The sequence below is a fragment of the Cupriavidus sp. H18C1 genome (assembly GCF_049311595.1).
In the GTDB taxonomy this organism is placed as follows: Bacteria; Pseudomonadota; Gammaproteobacteria; order Burkholderiales; family Burkholderiaceae; genus Cupriavidus; species Cupriavidus cauae.
Genome location: NZ_CP186008.1, coordinates 397,616 through 417,338, shown reverse-complemented (window position 1 = coordinate 417,338; position 19,723 = coordinate 397,616). Strand labels below are relative to the sequence as shown.

General features: G+C 64.2%; 10 protein-coding genes and 5 pseudogenes. 9 read left to right on the top strand and 6 right to left on the bottom strand.

From position 1 onward, the window contains the following. Nucleotides 1-344: 344 nt before the first annotated feature. Nucleotides 345-482: a hypothetical protein gene (locus OJJOAM_RS02025; RefSeq protein WP_422648730.1), complete on the top strand. Its 138-nt coding sequence runs from the start codon at nt 345-347 to the stop codon at nt 480-482. Between the two features lie 1,331 nt (nt 483-1,813). Here the strand turns inward: OJJOAM_RS02025 and OJJOAM_RS02020 are convergent. From OJJOAM_RS02020 to tssJ, 6 genes and pseudogenes are all read right to left on the bottom strand, one after another. After that, complete coding sequence (locus OJJOAM_RS02020; protein WP_422648729.1) at nt 1,814-2,140, bottom strand: hypothetical protein; 327 nt, start codon at nt 2,138-2,140, stop codon at nt 1,814-1,816. A 228-nt stretch (nt 2,141-2,368) separates the two neighbouring features. Next, nucleotides 2,369-3,850, bottom strand: coding sequence for a hypothetical protein (locus OJJOAM_RS02015; RefSeq protein WP_422648728.1), 1,482 nt, complete (start codon nt 3,848-3,850; stop codon nt 2,369-2,371). Continuing rightward, nucleotides 3,790-6,627: a type VI secretion system Vgr family protein gene (locus OJJOAM_RS02010; protein WP_422648727.1), complete on the bottom strand. Its 2,838-nt coding sequence runs from the start codon at nt 6,625-6,627 to the stop codon at nt 3,790-3,792. The genes OJJOAM_RS02015 and OJJOAM_RS02010 overlap by 61 nt, the downstream gene beginning before the upstream one ends. Before the next feature lie 82 nt (nt 6,628-6,709). Further along, nucleotides 6,710-7,501: a type IVB secretion system protein IcmH/DotU gene (gene icmH, locus OJJOAM_RS02005; protein ID WP_149318828.1), complete on the bottom strand. Its 792-nt coding sequence runs from the start codon at nt 7,499-7,501 to the stop codon at nt 6,710-6,712. After that, nucleotides 7,498-8,845 (bottom strand): annotated as a pseudogene (tssK, locus tag OJJOAM_RS02000) (type VI secretion system baseplate subunit TssK). The gene icmH and the pseudogene tssK overlap by 4 nt, the downstream one beginning before the upstream one ends. Nucleotides 8,846-8,916: 71 nt before the next feature. Beyond that, a pseudogene (tssJ, locus tag OJJOAM_RS01995) lies at nt 8,917-9,547 on the bottom strand (type VI secretion system lipoprotein TssJ). Nucleotides 9,548-9,849: 302 nt separating this feature from the next. Between tssJ and OJJOAM_RS01990 the strand changes: the two are divergent. The 8 genes and pseudogenes from OJJOAM_RS01990 (at nt 9,850) to tssH (ending at nt 19,696) form a co-directional block, all read left to right on the top strand. Next, nucleotides 9,850-10,483: pseudogene (locus OJJOAM_RS01990) on the top strand (hypothetical protein). Between the two features lie 85 nt (nt 10,484-10,568). Continuing rightward, nucleotides 10,569-11,090: a type VI secretion system contractile sheath small subunit gene (gene tssB / locus OJJOAM_RS01985; protein WP_149318826.1), complete on the top strand. Its 522-nt coding sequence runs from the start codon at nt 10,569-10,571 to the stop codon at nt 11,088-11,090. Continuing rightward, nucleotides 11,083-12,570: a type VI secretion system contractile sheath large subunit gene (gene tssC, locus OJJOAM_RS01980; protein WP_149318825.1), complete on the top strand. Its 1,488-nt coding sequence runs from the start codon at nt 11,083-11,085 to the stop codon at nt 12,568-12,570. The genes tssB and tssC overlap by 8 nt, the downstream gene beginning before the upstream one ends. 99 nt (nt 12,571-12,669) lie before the next feature. Continuing rightward, complete coding sequence (locus OJJOAM_RS01975; RefSeq protein ID WP_006577978.1) at nt 12,670-13,173, top strand: Hcp family type VI secretion system effector; 504 nt, start codon at nt 12,670-12,672, stop codon at nt 13,171-13,173. Nucleotides 13,174-13,271: 98 nt separating this feature from the next. Continuing rightward, complete coding sequence (gene tssE / locus OJJOAM_RS01970; RefSeq protein ID WP_149318824.1) at nt 13,272-13,745, top strand: type VI secretion system baseplate subunit TssE; 474 nt, start codon at nt 13,272-13,274, stop codon at nt 13,743-13,745. Between the two features lie 116 nt (nt 13,746-13,861). Beyond that, nucleotides 13,862-15,717: pseudogene (tssF, locus tag OJJOAM_RS01965) on the top strand (type VI secretion system baseplate subunit TssF). After that, a complete protein-coding gene (gene tssG, locus OJJOAM_RS01960; RefSeq protein WP_422649465.1) occupies nt 15,714-16,907 on the top strand; it encodes a type VI secretion system baseplate subunit TssG in 1,194 nt (397 codons plus the stop codon). The pseudogene tssF and the gene tssG overlap by 4 nt, the downstream one beginning before the upstream one ends. Nucleotides 16,908-16,940: 33 nt before the next feature. Then, nucleotides 16,941-19,696, top strand: a pseudogene (gene tssH / locus OJJOAM_RS01955) (type VI secretion system ATPase TssH). Nucleotides 19,697-19,723: the final 27 nt, after the last annotated feature.

Sequence of the window (19,723 nt, the reverse complement as noted above, 5' to 3'; positions counted from 1 at the left end):
GAGGCGTCCGAATTACCGGATCGTATAGTTGGGTTAATGGGAACTGCGGTGATATTGACGCCCAAAAATTTCGCGGGCGAGGATTCAAGCAACTGACGGGGTTGGATAACTATGCTGAGTACTGGGTTTATCGCGGCTGGTTAGCGCGTGGAAGCTTCTCGGCGCGGTGGTGGGATGATCCACAATATCGTGAAAGAAATGTCGCCAGAATGAATAGACGGCCACCAATAATCAATAACCCGCAGGTTGCATCTGCGGACCCGCACTCTTGTATGGATAGTGGTGGGTGGTACATGACCTTCAGGCGCCCTAATGTTATTAGAACTATTGATGCCGACAGGCGCGTGGAAGCAAATACACAAGCTGAGCGTGCTGCTGAGCAGCAAATTTCGCGACGCGTAACTTACGCCATCAACGGCGGCTACATTGATGAAGTGAGACGTTTGCAATATTCGCGACGCGCAAAAGAGGTGCTATTGTGATCTTGCGAATTATTGGGTTGGTCATTTTATCTTTTACCTCTATTGCTCATTCGGAAGGTAAGGCGCCACCTCACCCCCAGTTTACGCTTGAGGCCGATGGTCGAGAGGTCGCTATACAGGTAGATGAAAGGAACAAGCACGTTTGCCCGTTAGGATTCTCGGCGACGCGTGCGCAGCCATCTTCAGATGGGGATGCCCTTATTGTGTCGGATACGGAATATATTCCGACAAAAGACTTGTTTTCCTGCGACAAGGTGAGACCACGGAGGAGTAGTATTCCTAGCACCGTTGGAACATTGGCCGATATAAACATAAGAAAGCGTGTTTATCTTGCTATTGATCCAATATCGACCTCGCCACTTAGTTTTCTTGCTACGGTGGCTCGTGTGGGAACTTCTCGAAATCTGACCACGATACCTGGATCGTATGTGGAATCCCTTTCTTTAAACCAGCTCCAAAGATTTGGTTTTTCGTATGACGAATCGCGGGCTAGAGGGAGGATATCATTGGATGGGCGCTATGTATCACCAAATGGTGAGATAGATTGCGGACCTAACGCTTATCCAGGTGTATGGGATATATTAAAAAAATCGGAAGGTCGTCGCACCCAAGAAGGTGCTGGAAAAAGGAAGCGAGGCCGTAGAGGAATGGTGTCGAACTCTGTTTCCCTCTTCATAGAGGTTTTGTGCTTGGGACGTATTATTGAGAGGGGCAGCCCAAAAAATACAAGAATGTGCGTGTGAATCGCCGATCGGCGTCGCCCGCTAAACAGAAACGGTGCTGAACGCAACATGTGGGGACTTCACGAGCGTACAACTTCAAGTGCCGAAGCGATTTGGAGCGGCATGGACGCTATCACTGGCAAAATTTGAGGGCGCGAGCGTTCCGAAGATGGACTTGCTGAATCGGTATGGCACGTCGATCCGAGGTGAGCGTTTACAACTTCGGCTGAGTCTGATCGATATCCCACTGCCAGAAGGTCGCGCCATACTCGCTTCCTTCCACAATCGGAAATACTTCCCCCCTGCTTGAAATACCGCCGGGAATCGGACTTCGATGGTGTGAACCACCATCCGCTGCTTGGGCATACGTCGCCGCCAGGCACACGGGCAGACTGTCGAACCTCCGTCGAGGCTGTCAGATCGGTCAGGCCGTCGGCTACGGTTTGCCCTTCCACGCGACGGACGCGGGTCCAAAGGGCTGCAGTCTTCGAAACATATTGTTGTCCATCGAAGCCAACCGGGGCGTCCGGAGCTTGACTTCCAGCAATCAGAAACTGTGCGCACGAATCGTCCACATCGGGAAGATAGACGCCGGATTCAGGAACAGCATCATCGCTCGACACTCGAACGGCACTGTCCAACTGGTAACGCGGCCAAGTTGCTGGGGGGATTTAACGGGCCCTGAAATTGGTCCGAGTAATCGGTGGACAGGACCGTCGTCACCCAACCGGCTTGAGCCGTCGTGCTGACATTGATGGCGTAGTCATGGGCGGCGTAGAGGAGAGCTTCATAGCGTGCCGCAGCACCCGGGGTGACTTCGTCCATCCAGTCGGCTGAAAAGTCGCGTTGTCCCCGTACACCTTCCACGATGCCGGATGCAGCAAAAAGTCCTTGGGCGTCGCCGTGCGTGAGTTTGATAAAACCGTCGTCCAACACCAGCGAAGTGTTGCGGAAATTTGGAATGACGCGCTGCCCCCCAGACGATATCCGGTTGCAGCGGCTGCGGACGACTGCGGTAATCGGGAGGCAACTGCGTCATAAAGCGTGCCATGCAGTCCTCGATATGATCGAGCATGGCTTCCCATGCGCGGCGCATGGCATCGAAATACTCGACCGAGCTATAGCGCTCCAGCAGGTAGATCTCCTGGGGGTAGAGCGGGGTGCTCACTTTTTGCCTCTCATGGGGTGGTTGTCCGGAAGAAGGTTCGGATTCACGTTATTGGTGAGCTTCGGCAACCCGAGGAATTGATCGGTTTCACCGGGGAAATCGGTATAGCCCCAGCCCGTCGCTTTGCGCTTGCTGAGGTATTCCGGATGCAGGTGTTTCGGATCGAGGACGATCTGGTTCGCACCGCCTTCCAGTACGTACTGCGGATGTCCTGCCAGGCTTTGACTGGCGGCCGGCCCTTCCCATACGTTCAGCCCCGCACCGGGAGGCACGGTGTACGTGATGTACTCCCCGTTTCGGTTCCAATGGCGCCAGACTGCAAAGCGGCGGCGCCAATCGCTGCGGCTCTTCAGCTTCAGGAATTCTTCCTTTCGCATCCAGCAGATGCTGTTATCTGCGGAGGAGGGGTCCACAACACGATACAGCACCTCGCCGGGCCTGATGGTGACATTACGGGCACGGTGGAAGGTGTTATACGCCGTCTTCAGAGGGTGGCGTTCCCCAGGTTTAACCGTCGGATTCAGGTCCGGCCAGCCCGCAACAGGGCGGAAGCGCGTCATCGGCTGATAGGGGAGTTTGCCAGTCTTATCCACCCACTTCGGCGGATGCCCATCGAGCAATCTCGCCTCGTCATCCGGCTTTAGCCATTGATATTTGTGGGGATTCACCGCGTCCACGTTGGCGCGATACAGCATGTCGCCTTCGATTTCCAGCCGGCGCGCGAGCCGGTTGAGCCAATCGATCACCGGCCCTAGCAACTCGTCCAGCTTGCTGGTCAGCATCTGGCGAATGCGCTGCACGCTGGCTAACAATTGACCCGCGCGCGAACCCATGGCGTCCGTGCCCCAGCGCTTGATCAGGTCGACAAAGTACTTGAATGCCACCATCACCTTGTCGAAGGCGGCGGTCAGCTCCCGCGCGTTGAGCTTGCCGATGACTTCCCTCACCTTGCCCGCCAACCACTTATAGGGGTTGGCAATTTTTGCGACCTTGAGTGCGCGCCGTACCGCGGGCGTTTTCAGATGGCGGTTGAGGGTCTGGATACCGGCCTCCACGAACGGTTTGCTAGCCTTCCAGAAGTTGGAGTCCAGCGCGGCCTTGCCGGCGCGGAATACGGACTTCCGTCCATATGCAAACAAAATCTTGCAGCAGCCTTTTGCCAGCGAGCCCAGCACGGGAAACAGCCCGATGAGGGTCAGGATCAGCCCGATCCAGGCCCATTTGTTCGAGGTGTCCTGATTGATCTTGCGGCAGTTGGCGACCACGTCTCGCACGTCGCAAAGCTGATCGACGAAGGGAATCATCGAGATGACCGTCCCCGTTGCCACTTGCGCGGTGGATTGCTCGTCGGCGAAATCGCCCTGGATCACGGTCCAGATCCACTCGGCCGCCGCAGCGAGATTCTGCTTGCCGCTCTTTACCCAGTCGGATGGTGCGCTTTTGAACCACGCAAGCGCGTTCTCAAGTTCTTCCCACATTGTTCTTTTATCCGAGCTTGGAGCGAGAGGCTTGAATCAGTTTGGCGATGGGATCCCACGGCTCGTCTTCGCCGGGGGGAGGGTATTTCGTATTCGACGCGGACGGCGTTAGGCGGTACACCGTCGTGGCGGGCATGACCGGCGGCATCGAGCTTGCCCGAGATGATTTGACCGTCCTCGAAGTGAATCTTGTAGGCTTGACCTTCGAAGGGCTCACCGTCAACGTCGCGGTGATCGATTTCGATCCAATGGTCGAGCGCGGTGGCGCCGGTGGGCAGCGCGGCGAGGCTAGCGGCATTTCCAGCCCCACCACTAAACGGATGGCCAGCCCCCTTAACCTCAAACATCCCCGGCGTCTCGAAGGTAATCGCATTCCCTTCCAGCCGTATCGCCGAATCCGCTCCATGCAGCACGACGGTGTTCTTCGCCAGAATCTCGACCGCCTCGTTTGACGAAGTCACCACCACTTCCTTGTCCGCCAGAATCGACATCGCGCCGCCATGCGCCTGCACCGACAACGGTCCGTTGGCGGCAACGGCCTTCAGGCCGTTGCGCTGCACGAACAGCGAAACGCCTTGCGCAGCAGCCATCGCAATGGTCTTGCCGGCGGTCAGCTGCCAGTCCGATTGCACGGTCCCATGCAGATGTCGGCCTGAATAGACGGCGGTGGTCTCTTGGCTCGACACGGCGATGGAAGTGGGGGCCTCCGCCACCAGCAGCGGCTCGGCAAATCGCTCAACCGGCTTGCCGTCCGGCTGCTTGGCGTCCTGGCCGTTGACGGTGTCGGTGTAGTGACCATCCTGCTCCGGCTCGACCATCGTCAGCAGCGGCTCGAAGACGGCGTTGGCGGCCAGGGGCAGGGCGGTCTGCGTCTGCGCGGCGGTTGACAAGCGGTCGGCGGTGCGTTGCGCGCCCTTGAGCAGCGCGATCGCCTCGGCCATGCCCATCACGGTGCCGGTGGCGCGAGGCCGCGCCGTGGTCGACAGCAGCAGACCCTGGCCGGCGCGCACCGTCGCCCACGCATCGCTGCGCAGTTCGGCACCCGTGCCGCGCCATGGGCCGCGTTGCGCGTCCTGCGGACCTTGGGCGACCAGATAGCCGAGGTTCAGCTGGGTCTGCGCCGCGGAGCTGGCCAGCCGCATGCGCAGCCGGCCCTTGAAGTCGTCGACGACCCACTGGTTGTAGCCGTCGCCGCCCAGGCCGCGCGTGTGCCAACCGGACAGCACGGAAGCGAGCGGCTTGTCGTCGTTGGCCCAGGGCGGGGTGTCCTGCTCGTTGTGCAGCTGCATCGCGGCCAGCGGCCGGTCGATGTCGCCGTCGAGGAAGGTCAGCAGCAGTTCGGTGCCGACGCGCGGCAGGTGGTGGGTGCCCCAGTTGGGACCGGCCATGGCGCCGGCGACGCGCACCCAGGCGGTGACCTGTGTCAGGTCATCGGAAGCGGGATCGGCGAAGGCGGCAGCTTGGCCCGCGTTGCCCGTCTGGTCTGCCGGCGCAGGCGCCCGCAGCCACGGAAAGCGAACGCGTACGCGATGATCGCGATCGGTGTGCAGGGGCATCTCGCCCTCGGCGATCACGATGGCGGTCTGGCCTTCCGGCGCGGTCGGCTTGGCGCGGAATCGCGGCACGATCGGGGCATCGGCGCGCACCGCTTCGAGCGTATTGCGATAGCCGCCGGCCTCGACCTCGGTGGTGCCGAGCAGCCTGGCGACATCGGTGCCGAGGTTGTTGGCGGCCTCGTGGCGCACCGACAGCGCGACGAATTCGTCGCCGTCACCGGCAAAGTGTTCGGTCAGGGCAAAGCGCTGGCCGGCGCCCAGCTGACGCACGGTACCGGCGCCGTCGAAGCGAACAAAGCCGCTTTCCTCGGCCTGCATGCGCAGTTGCGCCGCCCGGTCGGCGGTCGCCGCATCGGGATAGCGATAGGGGCCCTGGGCATCGAACGATTCGAGGGCCGGCCATTCGCCCGGCACCGAAGTGGCATTGGCCTGCGCCGAGGCGGCGGTCAGCGTCTTGTAGTCCCAGGACGAGACGGTGACCGCGTTGGATCCGACACTGTGCCGCGTCGACCAGACCGTCATCGTGTCCGACTCCTCGGTCATGTCGGCCCGATGGAAGCGGATGCTTGACTGAGGGCAGGGCGGCCGTTCGGCATCGTTGTCGAACACCACCAGACGATGGCGCGCCTGGCTGCCTTCTGGCTTGTCGTCCTCGCCCTGCAGGTGTTCGAAGCGATACGACAGGCCTTCCTCGGCCAGCAGCCGCTGCACGAAGTCGAAATCGCTCTCGCGATACTGGGCGCAGATCGAGCGGCGGCGCAGCGGTTGCGAGACGGTGAACTGGAAGTTGGCGGCCGGATAGTCGCGGAAGACCTCCTCGACGATCTCCTGCGCGGTCTTGTCCTGGTAGACGTAGCAGTCGACGCGGCCGCGCAGGCGTTCGAGCCACGGCGCGACGGTGAGCCGGTAACGGGCCAGTCCGCCGTCTCCGCCCATTGCCGCGCAATCGACGACGAAGCCATGCCAGGCGCGGTAGCGGCCATCGGCCAGCATCAGCCGCAGCGTGATCTCCTGCCGCGCCAGCTCGACGGTATCGAGATGCGCGGACGGCGACAGGCAGTCGATCTCGATGGCGAAGGGCCGCGAGACCGCTTCGATCGCGGTAAAGCGCTCGACGATCAGATTCGCATCGCGAAGCGGTGTGTCGAGCGCGATCTGCCTTGTGCCCTGGCCGAGCAGCGTGGCAAGTACGGCCGACGGCAGCGACGTGGTGGGCATCATGGCTACCTTGGCGAGTGGTGGTTGGCGTCCGGCGTCGGGCTTGGTCGGCGCACGGCCACCCGATGATCGATGGACGTTGGCCTTACGGCAGGGAAATCGTCAGATGCGAGAAGCGCGGGCCGAGCTTGATCACCTGCGAGTACTCCTGCATCGCATCGTTGGTCTGCTTGTTCAGCACCGACGACAGGCCGAGATATCCCAGCAGCGCGATCAGCGCGAACACGGCGCCGAAGATCCACAGCGGCGTCTCGCGCTTGAGCGTGTGCGCGATCTTGTCGGGCAGCGGCCAGTGCGGGGCGAACGGCGCGCGCTTGCCCTTGATTGCCGCGATCTCGTCGCCGAGCCGCGCGGTCAGGTAGGAAAGCTTCTCCGGTCCTTCGAGAATGTATTTACCGCGGAATCCCAGCAGCAGGCACATGTGGAAGACTTCCAGCGCCTGCAGCCGCGGGGCGCCCTGCGCGCGCAGTGCCTCGAGCTTGGTGAAGAAGGTCTCGCCGGCAAGCTGCTCGCCGAACAGCACCAGTTGCAGCGGGCGGCGTTCCCAATCGGCGCGGATCGCGAAGTCCGATGCGAGGATGGTCTCGTCGATCGCCGCGCAGAACGCGTACTTGGCATCGAAGACATCGTCCGCCGACACGTGCAGGCGTTTGGCCCCGCGGTCGAACTCGTCGAGAAAGCCGCGCACCTTGGCGAGGAAATTCTCGGCGCTGTCCGGCGGCTGGCCATTGCGCAGCAGGAACAGCATGAAGAAGCCGTCGTACAGCAGATCGAGCAGCGTGCGCGCGTGGCGCGAGGCGTCGCCGCCATCGGCGAAGGTGCTGGCCGTGCCGGCCGGGGCATCGCCAAACAGCGAGGGCATCGAAGTGGAGCTCATGAGGTCACCGCGATCAGTTCAAGTTGAAGTTCCCGGATACCGGCCGGCGTATAGATGGTGATCGTGCCCGCCTGCAGCATGCGTTCGTACAGCGGCCCGCGCGCCTCGACGGCGAAGTAGCAGGCCCCCGGACGCACCGGAATGGCCGGCGGCACCTGCGGCGTATAGGTCAGCGGCACGCCCGGCATCGACGACAGCACCAGCTTGTCGACATCGTCGGGCGCCCCGACCTTGAAGCGCGCCGGAATCGCGTCGACCAGTTCGACGGTCGGCATATCGGCCGAGACGGACAGGTAGAAGCGGGTCTTGTCGTCGATCTTGCCGGAGTCCAGCCGGCCCAGATGGAAGGATGGCCGCGATTCGTCGAGCGCAATGGCGAAATAGCGCGTGGAAATGACGGTATCGAGCAGCTCGCGCACCATCGTGTCGAGTTGCGCGAAGACCTTGCCCGGATTGCCGTGGTCGTAGACCGGCAGGTCGGCCAGCGAGTACGACTTGGAGAAGGTCATCAACGCGCCGGCGAGCCGCAGCAATTCCTGGAACAGCCGTTCGGGATGGACCTCGGGATGGTGGTACAGGTGCGACAGCGCGGCGAACGAGGCATTGGCCGTATGCAGCAGCCAGAACGACGCGATATCGCCGGAGCGGAATTCGATGATGTTCTTGGTCGGCTCGCGATGAAAGCCGTACAGCGCATTGACCTTGGCCTGCAAGGCATCGAGCAGCCGGCGCAGCCGTTGGTACAGCACCGCCGAGGCATTGATCGCCAGGCTCGGCGCCACGAAGTTCTCGTCGAGTTCGAAGCCGCCGGTGGCCGTGCGGCGCACGCGGACGATCGGCAGCGAAATATATTGGTCGCGCGGCTCGGAATCGGCGATCAGCTTGACCGCCTTTTTCAGATAGGTAATGGACGCCGGCTCGGCCTCGGTAAAGAGGTCCGCGGTATCGCGCTGCTGGCCGACGAAGCGGGGAAGAGGGCGAGCCCTCGGTGGCCTCGCGGTAATTGCCGCCGAAATCGCGCAAAGGATAGAGCGCGAGATGGAAGGTCGATTCGGAAACGCCGGCCGGCAGATTGGCCAGGGCTAGCGGGGCCGGCAATTCGTCCGATTGCGGCGCGCAATACCATTCGCCATCGGGAAAGAACAGCGACAGTTCGCTGATGCGCAGCATGCCGCTGGCGAGCGCGTCGGTATCGAAGCGGGCATGGCGCACCCCCCAGGCGTAGGGCTGGATCGCCTGCGCGGTGGCGTGCAGGCGCGCCTCGTGATAGGCGTCCTGCTGCTGGAAATGCTGCGGGCGAAGGAATAGCCCTTCGCCCCAGAGGATCTTGGCGGAATCACTCACAATAAGCCTTGTTGTCTTTCTTTTCCAATTGGCCAGGCGGCCGGCAATGGATCGCCATCATGGCTGCGGTCTCACGCCCGGCAACTGGTCGGCGACAGCAGGTTCAACGAGGACCGCGGCACGCCATCGCTGGGCGTCAGCGGTTCGCCCGCCGTCAGCGTCATGGCGCAGGCGTGCAGGCCGATCGTGATACCGGACTTCTCTCCCTTTGCTGCATCGAAGGCGAATTTCCAGCGCTGCGGCGCCGGACTGCGGAACAAGGCGACCACCCCGATCGCACCTGCTTCGCGCGAGACTTTCTCCATCACGTCATAACGCTGTCCCGGAATCAGCGTGATTTCGCGAACATTGACCAATTCGGAGCCCAGCACCTGTTTTTCCCGCGCCGGATCGACAAAGGCGTCGAAGGGCGCCTGCATAAAGGCGGTCGATTCCTTTAAGGTGTAAAACCCGCACCACCAATGCCGCCGCCCGATTGTCATTGGCCGCATTCAGGTTATTGCCGGCATAAAGCCGCAATGGTACCTGCCGCGGCGGCTTTTGCGCATCCGGTACGTTGGTAGGCTTGATTCCGAGCGCCTCCAGCGCTCCACCGGCCGCGCCGGCCAGCACCTGCGTACCAACTGAGCATGACGCCAGCGTGACGACGGCCAGTCCGGCCAGCACCGTCCGTGGATTTATAAAGAATTGTAAAAAAGTCATACAAATTGGATTCTTCTTATTGGCCTGTGCTATGCGGCGCGCGACCCTGGCGACTGGTTGCAGCGTTATGAAAAGGCTTGCACAACGGTGCATTGCCGCATGAAAACCAGAGTTCAGTTTCATTTAATTCACGGTTTGGAACCTACCCTCGGTATGGTTGTCAGCCGCGACGCGCAGAGTGTACTATTGCGCGCCGATTGGGCCAATATTGCTTGCCAATCTATTACTCCGCCTTGTTTTATCCATTGCGGAGACGGCATCGAACAATACGTCAACAACAAAGCCACGCGACGGTCAGAGCCATGATCCCTTTTCGCTTTTCACGATCTTTTGCAATTGCCATTGGTGCCGCCGCATTGTTTTCCGGTTGCGCCTCCACTGGGAGCACGACGGGTCCGCAATCGGAGGAGGCATTCGCGCAAAGCATGGCGCAGGCCGACGCGGCATTGAAGGGCGGCCAGCGTGAGCAGGCGGTGAGCCTGTACGAAGAGATCGCGAAGACGAATCCCGCGCGCCAGGAGCCGTGGTCGCAGATCGCGCAGATCCAGTACGCCGACGAAAAGTATCCGCAGGCGATCCTGGCCGCCGAAGAGGCGCTGCAGCGCGACGGCAACGATCGCAAGGCCAAGAGCATCCTGGCCGTCAGCGGCCTGCGCGTGGCCCGCCGCTCGGTGATGGAATTGCGCGACGACAGCGCGCTGGCCGGGGACGTGCGCACCGACGCGCAGGTCCTGGCCAAGATGCTGCGCGAAACGCTGGGTGAGCAGGTGCTGTTCCCCCGAGGAAAAGGCGAAGCCGCCGGTGCGCAAGCGTCCGGTCGCCCGTCCGGCGCCGCGCGCCAAGGCCGCGCCGGCCGAGCAGGCTGCTCCGGCGGCCGCGCCGGCCGCCGCCAATGCCGGCGGTGGTTCCGCCGATCCGTTCGGCGCGCTGCGCTGACCGGCGCTCCGGCGCCCAAGTCCCGAACGTCACAAACGTCCCGACTTCCCGACAAACACACGACCGGAACAACCGGAGAATCCGCATGGCCAAGAAGGAAAGCGTGCAAAAGCGTCTGCAGAAGGTGCGTCCGCCCCGGGTGCAGCTCACCTATGACGTCGAGAAGGGCGACGCCATCGAGCAGAAGGAATTGCCCTTCGTCGTCGGCGTGGTGGCGGACCTGTCCGGTCAGTCCGAAGTCGCGCTGCCGAAGTTGCGCGACCGCAAGTTCGTCAATATCGATCGGGACAATTTCGACGACGTGATGTCGGCGGTCGAGCCGCGCGCGGCCTTCCAGGTCCCCAACAAGCTGTCCGAGGACGGCGGCAAGTTCGGGGTCGACCTGAAGTTCCGCTCGCTCGACGACTTCAGCCCGGAAGCGGTGGTCGACCAGATCGAGCCGCTGCGCAAGCTGCTCGAGGCCCGTTCGAAGCTGGCCGACCTGCGCAACAAGCTTGCCGGCAACGACAAGCTCGAAGATCTGCTTAGCGAAGTGCTGACCAATACCGAGAAGCTGCAGCAGCTCGGCCATGGCGGCAATGAACCGAAGGGTGGTCAGGATGCCTGAGACGCAAGCCGCAGTCGCCGCGCAGGCGGCGCCCGTCGCCAATGCCAGCCTGCTCGACGAGATCGTCGAGCAGAGCCGTGTCGCCAAGTCCGACGCCGAACACGCGCGCGCCAAGGACATCATCGGCGAACTGGTCAAGGAAGTGCTGGACGGCACCGTGGTGGTGTCGGACAACCTGTCGGCCACGCTCGATGCCCGCGTGGCGGAGCTGGACCGGCTGATCTCGGCGCAGCTGAGCGCCGTGATGCACGCCCCGGAATTCCAGAAACTGGAAAGCACCTGGCGCGGCCTGTCGTACCTGGTCAAGGAAACGCAGACCGGCACGATGATCAAGATCAAGGCGCTGAACGCGACCAAGCGCGACCTGGTGCGCGACTTCAAGACCGCGATCGATTTCGACCAGAGCGCGCTGTTCAAGAAGGTCTACGAGGAAGAGTTCGGCACCTTCGGCGGCGCACCGTTCGGCGCGCTGATCGGCGACTATGAAATCACGCGCCAGCCGGAAGACATCTACTTCATCGAGCAGATGTCGCACGTCGCCTCGGCCGCGCACGCGCCGTTCATCGCCTCGGCCTCGCCGGAGCTGTTCGGCCTGGAGTCGTTCGCCGACCTGGGCAAGCCGCGCGACCTCGCCAAGGTGTTCGATACGGTCGAATACGCCAAGTGGAAGTCGTTCCGCGAATCCGAGGATTCGCGTTATGTCGGCCTGACGATGCCGCGCTTCCTGGGCCGCCTGCCGTACAACCCGAAGGACGGCACCACGGTCGAGGGCTTCAACTTCGTTGAGGACGTCGATGGCACCGACCACAGCAAGTACCTGTGGTGCAACGCCGCCTGGGCCTTCGGCGCGCGCCTGACCGCCGCGTTCGAGGACTTCGGCTGGTGCGCGGCGATCCGCGGCGTCGAGGGTGGCGGCCTGGTGGAAGACCTGCCGACTCACACCTTCAAGACCGACGACGGCGAGATTGCGCTCAAGTGCCCGACCGAGATCGCGATCACCGATCGCCGCGAGAAGGAGCTCAGCGACCTGGGCTTCATCCCGCTGGTCCATTGCAAGAATTCCGACTACGCGGCCTTCTTCGCCGCGCAATCGGTGCAGAAGCCGAAGAAGTACAACACAGACAGCGCCAATGCCAACGCGGTGCTGTCGGCCCAGCTGCAGTACATCTTCTCGGTCTCGCGTGTCGCCCATTACCTGAAGGCGATGATGCGCGACAAGATCGGCAGCTTCGCTTCGGCCCAGAACGTCGAAAGTTTCCTGAACCGCTGGATCTCGCAATACGTTCTGCTGGACGACAACGCCAGCCAGGAACAGAAGGCGCAGTTCCCGCTGCGCGAAGCGTCGATCCAGGTTTCCGAAATCCCGGGCAAGCCCGGCGCTTACCGTTCGGTAGCCTTCCTGCGTCCGCATTTCCAACTCGACGAGCTGTCGATTTCGCTGCGTCTGGTCGCCGACCTGCCGCAGGCCGCCAACTCGTAACCGGCTGCCGTCGGGCGCCGGCGTTCGTGCCGGCGTCCGTCGGTCGAGGCAGCAGTACTTATCAGGCGAAAACAAAGCCACAATCTCAACGAGGGTCTCATGAAGGATATCTACGTCAAGTTCGGTAATCCCGCCATCAAGGGTGAATCCCAGGACAAGGACCACAAGGACTGGATCGAAGTCCTCAGCTGGGAGCACAACATCAAGCAGCCGCGTTCGGCGACCGCTTCGACCGCGGGCGGTCACACCGCCGAGCGCTGCGAGCACGGCGAAATGATCTTTACCAAGGACATGGACGTGGTGAGCCCGCTGCTGTATCAGCACGCGTCGGGCGGCACGACCTTCGACGAGGTCACGATCGACTTCATGCGCGCCGACGGCGAAGGCAAGCGCGTCAAGTACCTGGAAATCAAGCTGAAGAACGCGATCCTGGGCGCGGTGGACGCGAAGGTCGCGGCCGAAGGCCTGCCGACCGACAAGTTCTCGCTGAAGTACGCCGCGGTGCAGTGGAAGTACACCCAGCAGAAGATCGGCGGCAACCAGGGCGGCAACTCGCAGGGCGCCTGGAGCCTGACCAAGAACGACAAGACCTACTCGGTCTGATGCCGTTCCTGGTCAGCCGATGATCGGTTGATGCGGATGCCGGCATCCTGGCGATTCGGCGCGACAACGCGCCTATTGCCGGGGTGCCGGCGCTTGCCATGAAAGGTTTCGAACCGAGTCTGCTCGACAAGCTGTTCGACGACGAGCCCCACGCGCCGCTGCCCACCGCGATGCGGCAGCTGACGCTCGAGGAGCTGAAGTCGACGGTCGCGCGCGACATCGAGGCGCTGCTCAATACGCGCATCGTGATCGACGAAGCGCAGTTGGGCGGCCTGCCGGAGTGCAAGCGTTCGCTGCTGACGTACGGGCTCAACGATTTCGCCGGGCTCAGTCTGGCCAGCTACTACGACCGCAATTACATCTGCCAGTCGCTGACCAAGGCCATCGAGCGCCACGAGCCGCGGCTGCGCAATGTCACCGTGTCGCTGGATGTCAGCGAGCGCAACACCAATGCGTTGTGCTTCGGCATTACCGCCATGCTGCTGGTCGGGCCGGCGCGGGAGCCGGTCAGTTTCGATGCGTTGCTGCAGCCGTCGACGCTGCAGTACTCGGTGACGCGCGGACGAACCTGACAGGGCGGGCACGCGCATGGCCGGGACATTGACGGGCTCGACGCCCTCGTTCATGCCAGCCTCCATGCCCGAGCCGATCCCATCCGCCACCGCCACGCACCGACCGCCGAGCAGCCATGGAAGAGCTACTGCCTTACTACGAGCGTGAACTGGCGTATCTGCGCCGGTATTCGCGCGACTTCGCCGAGCGATATCCCAAGATCGCCGGGCGGCTCGCCATGTCGGCCGACGGTTGCGACGATCCGCACGTCGAGCGGATGGTCGAGTCCTTCGCCTTCCTGACGGCGCGCATCAGCAAGAAACTCGACGACGACTACCCGGAACTGACCGAAGCGCTGCTGGAGGTCATGTATCCGCATTACCTGCGGCCGTTTCCGTCCTGCTCGATCGCGCATTTCGATGTCCGTGGCGCGGCCGCGCAATTGTCCGCGCCGATGACGGTGCCGCGCGGCACGATGCTGAGCACCCGCCCGGTCAACCGGGTCGAATGCCGCTTCCGTACCGCCTACGACGTGACGTTCGCCCCCGGTCCGCATCGCCGAGGCCAGCTATCGGGGCGCGGCGGTGGCGCCGGCCGCCACCGTGCTGCCCAAGGGCGCGACCGGGGCGCTCACCATTTCGCTCGAATACCAGGGCGAGCGGGGCGGCTTCGACACGCTGGCGCTCGATACGCTGCGCGTCTATCTGGACGGCGAGCCGTCCTTCGTCGCTGCGCTCGGCGACGCGCTGTTCCTGCATACCGCGGCGGCGTATCTGGAGGGACCACGGCCCGGCGTCTGGCAGCGGCTGTCCGGCGTGCCGCTGCGCGAGGTGGGCTTTGCCGCCAACGAAGCGTTGATCGACACGCCGGCGCGCTCGCATCCGGCCTATCGCCTGCTCAGCGAGCATTTCGCCTTCGCCGAGAAATTCAATTTCGTCGACATCGACCTGGCGGCGCTGCGCCGTGCGCTGGGGCTGGCGGGCGGCAACACCCGACGCCTGCAGCTGCATCTGGTGATGACGGACATCCGCAGCGACTCGCACACCGCGCGCCTGCTGGAGAGCCTGCAGGCCGAGCATCTGCGGCTGCATTGCACGCCGGTGGTCAACCTGTTCGCGCAGAAGGCCGATCCGATCCGCATCGAGCATACGGCCAGCGCCTATCCGGTGGTGGCCGACGGCCGCCGTGCGCACGGCTACGACATCTATTCGATCGACCGCGTCCACCTGGTGCGCGAGACCGCCAACGGCAACGACGTGATCGAGTTCCGGCCGTTCTATTCGCTGCATCACGCCGACGATCCGAACCGCGCGGGCCACTTCTGGCTGGCGCGCCGCGACGAGCTGGTGGCGCGCCGCAGCCCGGGCTACGAGACCGAGATCTCGATCGTCGACCTGGATTTCGATCCGGCGCAGCCGCAGACCGATACGCTGAGCATCGACGTCACCTGCACCAATCGCGATCTGCCGGCCAGCCTGTCGTTCGGCCATGCCGACGGCGACCTGACCATGGAAGGCACGTCGATCGCGCGCCAGATCACGTTCCTGCGCAAGCCGACGCCGTCGCTGCGGCTGCCCGGCGGCCGCGCGGCGCAATGGCGCCTGATCTCGCTGCTGGCGCTGAACCACCTGTCGCTGGTGCAGGACGGTCTGCCGGCGCTCAAGGAGATGCTGCGGCTGCACGACCTGGCCCGCAGCGGCATCTCGGCGCGCCAGATCGAGGGCATCGTCGGCCTGGATTATCAGCCCAGCACGCAATGGCTGGCGGGCAAGCCGTTTGCAACGTTCGTGCGCGGCCTGCAGGTCCGCCTGACGCTGGACGAGGAAGCCTTCGTCGGCACCGGCCTGCACCGCTTCATCCGCGTGATGGACCATTTCTTCGGCCTTTACGTCCATCTGAACAGCTTTGTGCAGCTCGTCGCCGTCTCGCGCCGCACCGGCAAGGAATTGATCCAATGCGCTCCCCCGAAGCGGCGAATCGATCCTGGTGTGATACGCCGGCTGCTGCGGCAGCCGTATCGCTTCCAGTTCTTCCAGGCAGTGCGGCTGCTGCAGATCCAGTTCGCGCGTCAGGGCAGGGCGCAGGGCGGTGCCAATGGCGGCATGCATGGCGTGGCGACCGGCACAGCGAACGGCTCGGCGAACGGCGTGGCGAATCGCGCAAACGGCGCGGCGTACGGCGCCGCGAACGGCAATGCCGTCGCCCGTGTCGCCGACACCCCCGAACACCAGCTCGCCACGCGCGTGCGCTTTCCCAATGCGCTGTCGCTGTCGTTTCCCGCCAGCGAGATCGTGCAGGCCGAGGCCGGCGGCATCGCGCAGCAGGCGCTCGACAGCGATGCGGCCTTCGCCGAGGCGATCGCCGAGCGTCCGCTCGACGACGTGGCGGTGACGCCGGCCTTCTTTGGCATGCTGGGCGGGCAGGGCGCGCTGCCGCTGCATTACACCGAAGTGGTGGCCGAGCGCGAAACCCTGCGCCGCGACGGCGCCGCGCGCGCTTTCTTCGATATCTTCTCGAACCGCGCCGCCGCGCTCTTCTATCTGGCGTGGAAGAAGTACCGGCTGCCGTTCCAGCACGAGGTCGACCGCACGCGCCACTACCTGCCGCTGCTGCTGTCGCTGGCCGGCGTGGCCGATGCGGGCGTCCGCCGCGGCCTGCGCGAGACGCCGGGGACCATCCACGACGAGGCGGTCGCCGGCTATGCGACCGCGGTGCGCCATCGGCCGATGTCGGCGTCGTATCTGCAGCAGGTGCTGTCCGATTATTTCCGCGTGCCCGTCCGCGTCGAGCAGTTCGTCGGCGGCTGGTATCGGGTGCCGCCATCGCAGTGGTCGCGCCTGGGCGGCGTCAACAACGTGCTCGGTGCCACCGCGCTGGCCGGCCAGCGCGTCTGGCAGCGCGACCTGCGGGTGCGCGTGTGGATCGGTCCGCTGGCGCGCGAGCAGTACCGCGCCTTCCTGCCCGGCGCCGAGGGCGCGCTGGCGCTGCGCAAGATGCTGACCGTGCTCGGCGGCGCCACGCTCGAATATGAAGTCAAGCCGATCCTGCGCCGGCAGGACGTGACCGGGTCCCGGCTCGGCGCCGCGGGCAGCGGCCACGTCGGCTGGGACACCTTCCTCGTTTCGCGACCCGCCACGCAGGATCGCAGCGACGCGCATTACACGCTGTCGCCCATTCATTGATAGACCGGAGCCGAGCCATCATGGCCACCCCCCTTGAAGACGCTGATCGCCAAGCTCAATGCCACCAGCCGGCAGGCCGCCGAACGGGCCGCCTCGCTATGCATGGCGCGCGGCCACTATGAGGTCGACCTGGAGCATCTGTTCCTGGCGCTGCTGGAGAATCCGCGCAGCGACGTGTCGGTCGCGGCGCGGGCCAGCGGCATCGATCCTGCCGCGTTGCAGAGCGACCTCGACAGGGAGCTCGGCCGCTTCCAGACCGGCAATGGCCGCACGCCGGCGTTCTCGCCTTGGCTGCCCAAGCTGTTCGAGCATGCCTGGCTGATCGCCTCGCTGGATTCGCAGACCACGCGCATCCGCTCGGGCCATCTGCTGCTGGCGCTGCTGACCGAGCCGAGCCTGGCGCCGCTGGCCGAGCGCGGCTCCCGGCGCTTTGGCCAATTCCCGGTCGAACGCCTCAAGCATGAACTGGCCGCATTGACCAAGGGCTCGGAAGAGGCCGAGCAGGCGGTGGCCTTCGCGGACGCGGGCGCCGCGCCGGCCGAGGAGCCTTCCGGGCAGGGCGCGCTGTCGAAGACCCCGGCGCTCGACCAGTACACCCCTCGACCTGACCGCGGCGGCGCGCGACGGCCGCATCGATCCGGTGATCGGCCGCGACGCCGAGATCCGCCAGATGATCGACATCCTGATGCGCCGCCGCCAGAACAACCCGATCCTGACCGGCGAGGCGGGGGTCGGCAAGACCGCGGTGGTCGAAGGGCTGGCATTGCGCATTGCCGCCGACGACGTGCCGCCGCCGCTGCGCGGCGTCGCGCTGCGTACGCTGGACATGGGCCTGCTGCAGGCCGGCGCCAGCGTCAAGGGCGAGTTCGAGAACCGGCTGCGCAACGTGATCGACGAGGTCAAGCGCAGCCCGCAGCCGATCATCCTGTTCATCGACGAGGCTCACACGATCATCGGCGCGGGCGGACAGGCCGGCCAGAACGACGCGGCCAATCTGCTGAAGCCGGCGCTGGCGCGCGGCGAACTGCGTACGATCGCGGCGACGACCTGGGCCGAATATAAGAAGTACTTCGAGAAGGATGCCGCGCTGGCGCGGCGCTTCCAGGTCGTCAAGGTCGAGGAGCCGGACGAGGCGCTGGCGTCGGCGATGCTGCGCGGCATGGTCGGCCTGATGGAGCGGCACTTCGACGTCCGCGTGCTGGATGAGGCGATCACCGAGGCGGTGCGGCTGTCGCACCGCTATATCAGCGGCCGGCAGTTGCCGGACAAGGCCGTCAGCGTGCTCGACACCGCCTGCGCCAAGGTGGCGCTGGCCCAGAGCGCGACGCCCGCCGAGATCGAGCAGGACCAGAAGGCGCTGGAGCGCCTGACCGTCGAGATCGGCGCGCTGCAACGCGAGCTGTCGACCGGCGGACAGCACCAGGCGAGGCTGGCCGAGTTGCAAAAGCAGGAGCAGGCGCTGCGCGAGCGCATTGCCGCCGGCAACGAACGGCTTGCACGCGAGCGCGAGCTGGTCGAGCGGATCGTCGCACTGCTGCGTTCGCGCGACGCGCGTGCGGGCGATGCGGTCGCGGTTGGCGACACCGGCGCCGACACGGTCGATATCGCCACCGAGGAGGCCGAACCGGTGGCCGCCAACAGCGATATCGCCCCCCGCCGGCCGCCGCCGCAAGACCGCCACCCCGGCCGCCCCGATCGCGCCCACCGACGAACTGTCGCGTCTGAAGGACGAACTGCGCCAACTGCAGGGCGAAAAGCCGCTGGTGCCGATCCAGGTCGACGGCCAGGTCGTGTCCGAGATCGTCTCGGCCTGGACCGGCATTCCGCTGGGCCGCATGGTCAAGGACGAACTGCATACGGTGATGAACCTGAAGCCGCTGCTCGAGGAACGCGTGGTCGGCCAGCCGCACGCGCTCGAAGCGGTGGCGCAGCGCGTGCGTACCGCGGCGGCCAATCTGGAAGACCCGCACAAGCCGCGCGGGGTGTTCCTGTTCGTCGGCCCATCCGGCGTCGGCAAGACAGAGACCGCGCTGGCGCTGGCCGACATCCTGTACGGCGGCGAGCGCAAGCTGATCACCATCAATATGAGCGAGTACCAGGAGGCCCACAGCGTCTCCGGGCTCAAGGGCTCGCCGCCGGGCTATGTCGGCTACGGAGAGGGCGGGGTGCTGACCGAGGCGGTGCGTCGCAACCCGTACAGCGTGGTGCTGCTCGACGAAATCGAGAAGGCGCATCCGGACGTGCTCGAGATGTTCTTCCAGGTCTTCGACAAGGGCTGGATGGAGGACGCCGAGGGCCGGACCATCGACTTCCGCAACACCATCATCATCCTGACCTCGAACGCGGGCTCGGCCTCGATCATGCAGGCGTGCCTGAACAAGTCCGCCGAGGAACTGCCGGATGCCGACGCGCTGACCGAGGCGCTGCGCCCGACGCTGTACAAGACCTTCAAGCCCGCCTTTATCGGCCGGACCAAGGTGGTGCCGTACTACCCGATCAGCGACGACACGCTGGCCGAGATCATCGAGCTGAAGCTGCGCCGCATCGGCGAGCGCGTGCAGCAGAACCACCGCGCGGCGTTCGAATGGGAAGCGGCCGTGACCGAGGCCGTGCTGCAGCGCTGCACCGAAGTCGATACCGGCGCGCGCGCGGTCGACCATATCCTGAACGGCACGCTGCTGCCCGAGATCGCGCAGTCGGTGCTGGCGAAGATGGCGCAGGGCGAGGCGATCCAGAAGATCAAGGTGGGCGTCAACAAGAACGGCGGCTTCCGCTACAAGGTCAATTGAAATCCATTGAAATCAATTGACTCCGTC

Bases quoted from the DNA above. Each gene is read 5' to 3' on its own strand.
- tssE (WP_149318824.1), top strand. From the start codon at position 13,272: ATGAAAGGTTTCGAACCGAGTCTGCTCGACAAGCTGTTCGACGACGAG.
- tssB (WP_149318826.1), top strand. From the start codon at position 10,569: ATGGCCAAGAAGGAAAGCGTGCAAAAGCGTCTGCAGAAGGTGCGTCCG.
- OJJOAM_RS02015 (WP_422648728.1), bottom strand. From the start codon at position 3,850: ATGTGGGAAGAACTTGAGAACGCGCTTGCGTGGTTCAAAAGCGCACCA.
- OJJOAM_RS02010 (WP_422648727.1), bottom strand. From the start codon at position 6,627: ATGATGCCCACCACGTCGCTGCCGTCGGCCGTACTTGCCACGCTGCTC.
- OJJOAM_RS01975 (WP_006577978.1), top strand. From the start codon at position 12,670: ATGAAGGATATCTACGTCAAGTTCGGTAATCCCGCCATCAAGGGTGAA.
- icmH (WP_149318828.1), bottom strand. From the start codon at position 7,501: ATGAGCTCCACTTCGATGCCCTCGCTGTTTGGCGATGCCCCGGCCGGC.
- tssC (WP_149318825.1), top strand. From the start codon at position 11,083: ATGCCTGAGACGCAAGCCGCAGTCGCCGCGCAGGCGGCGCCCGTCGCC.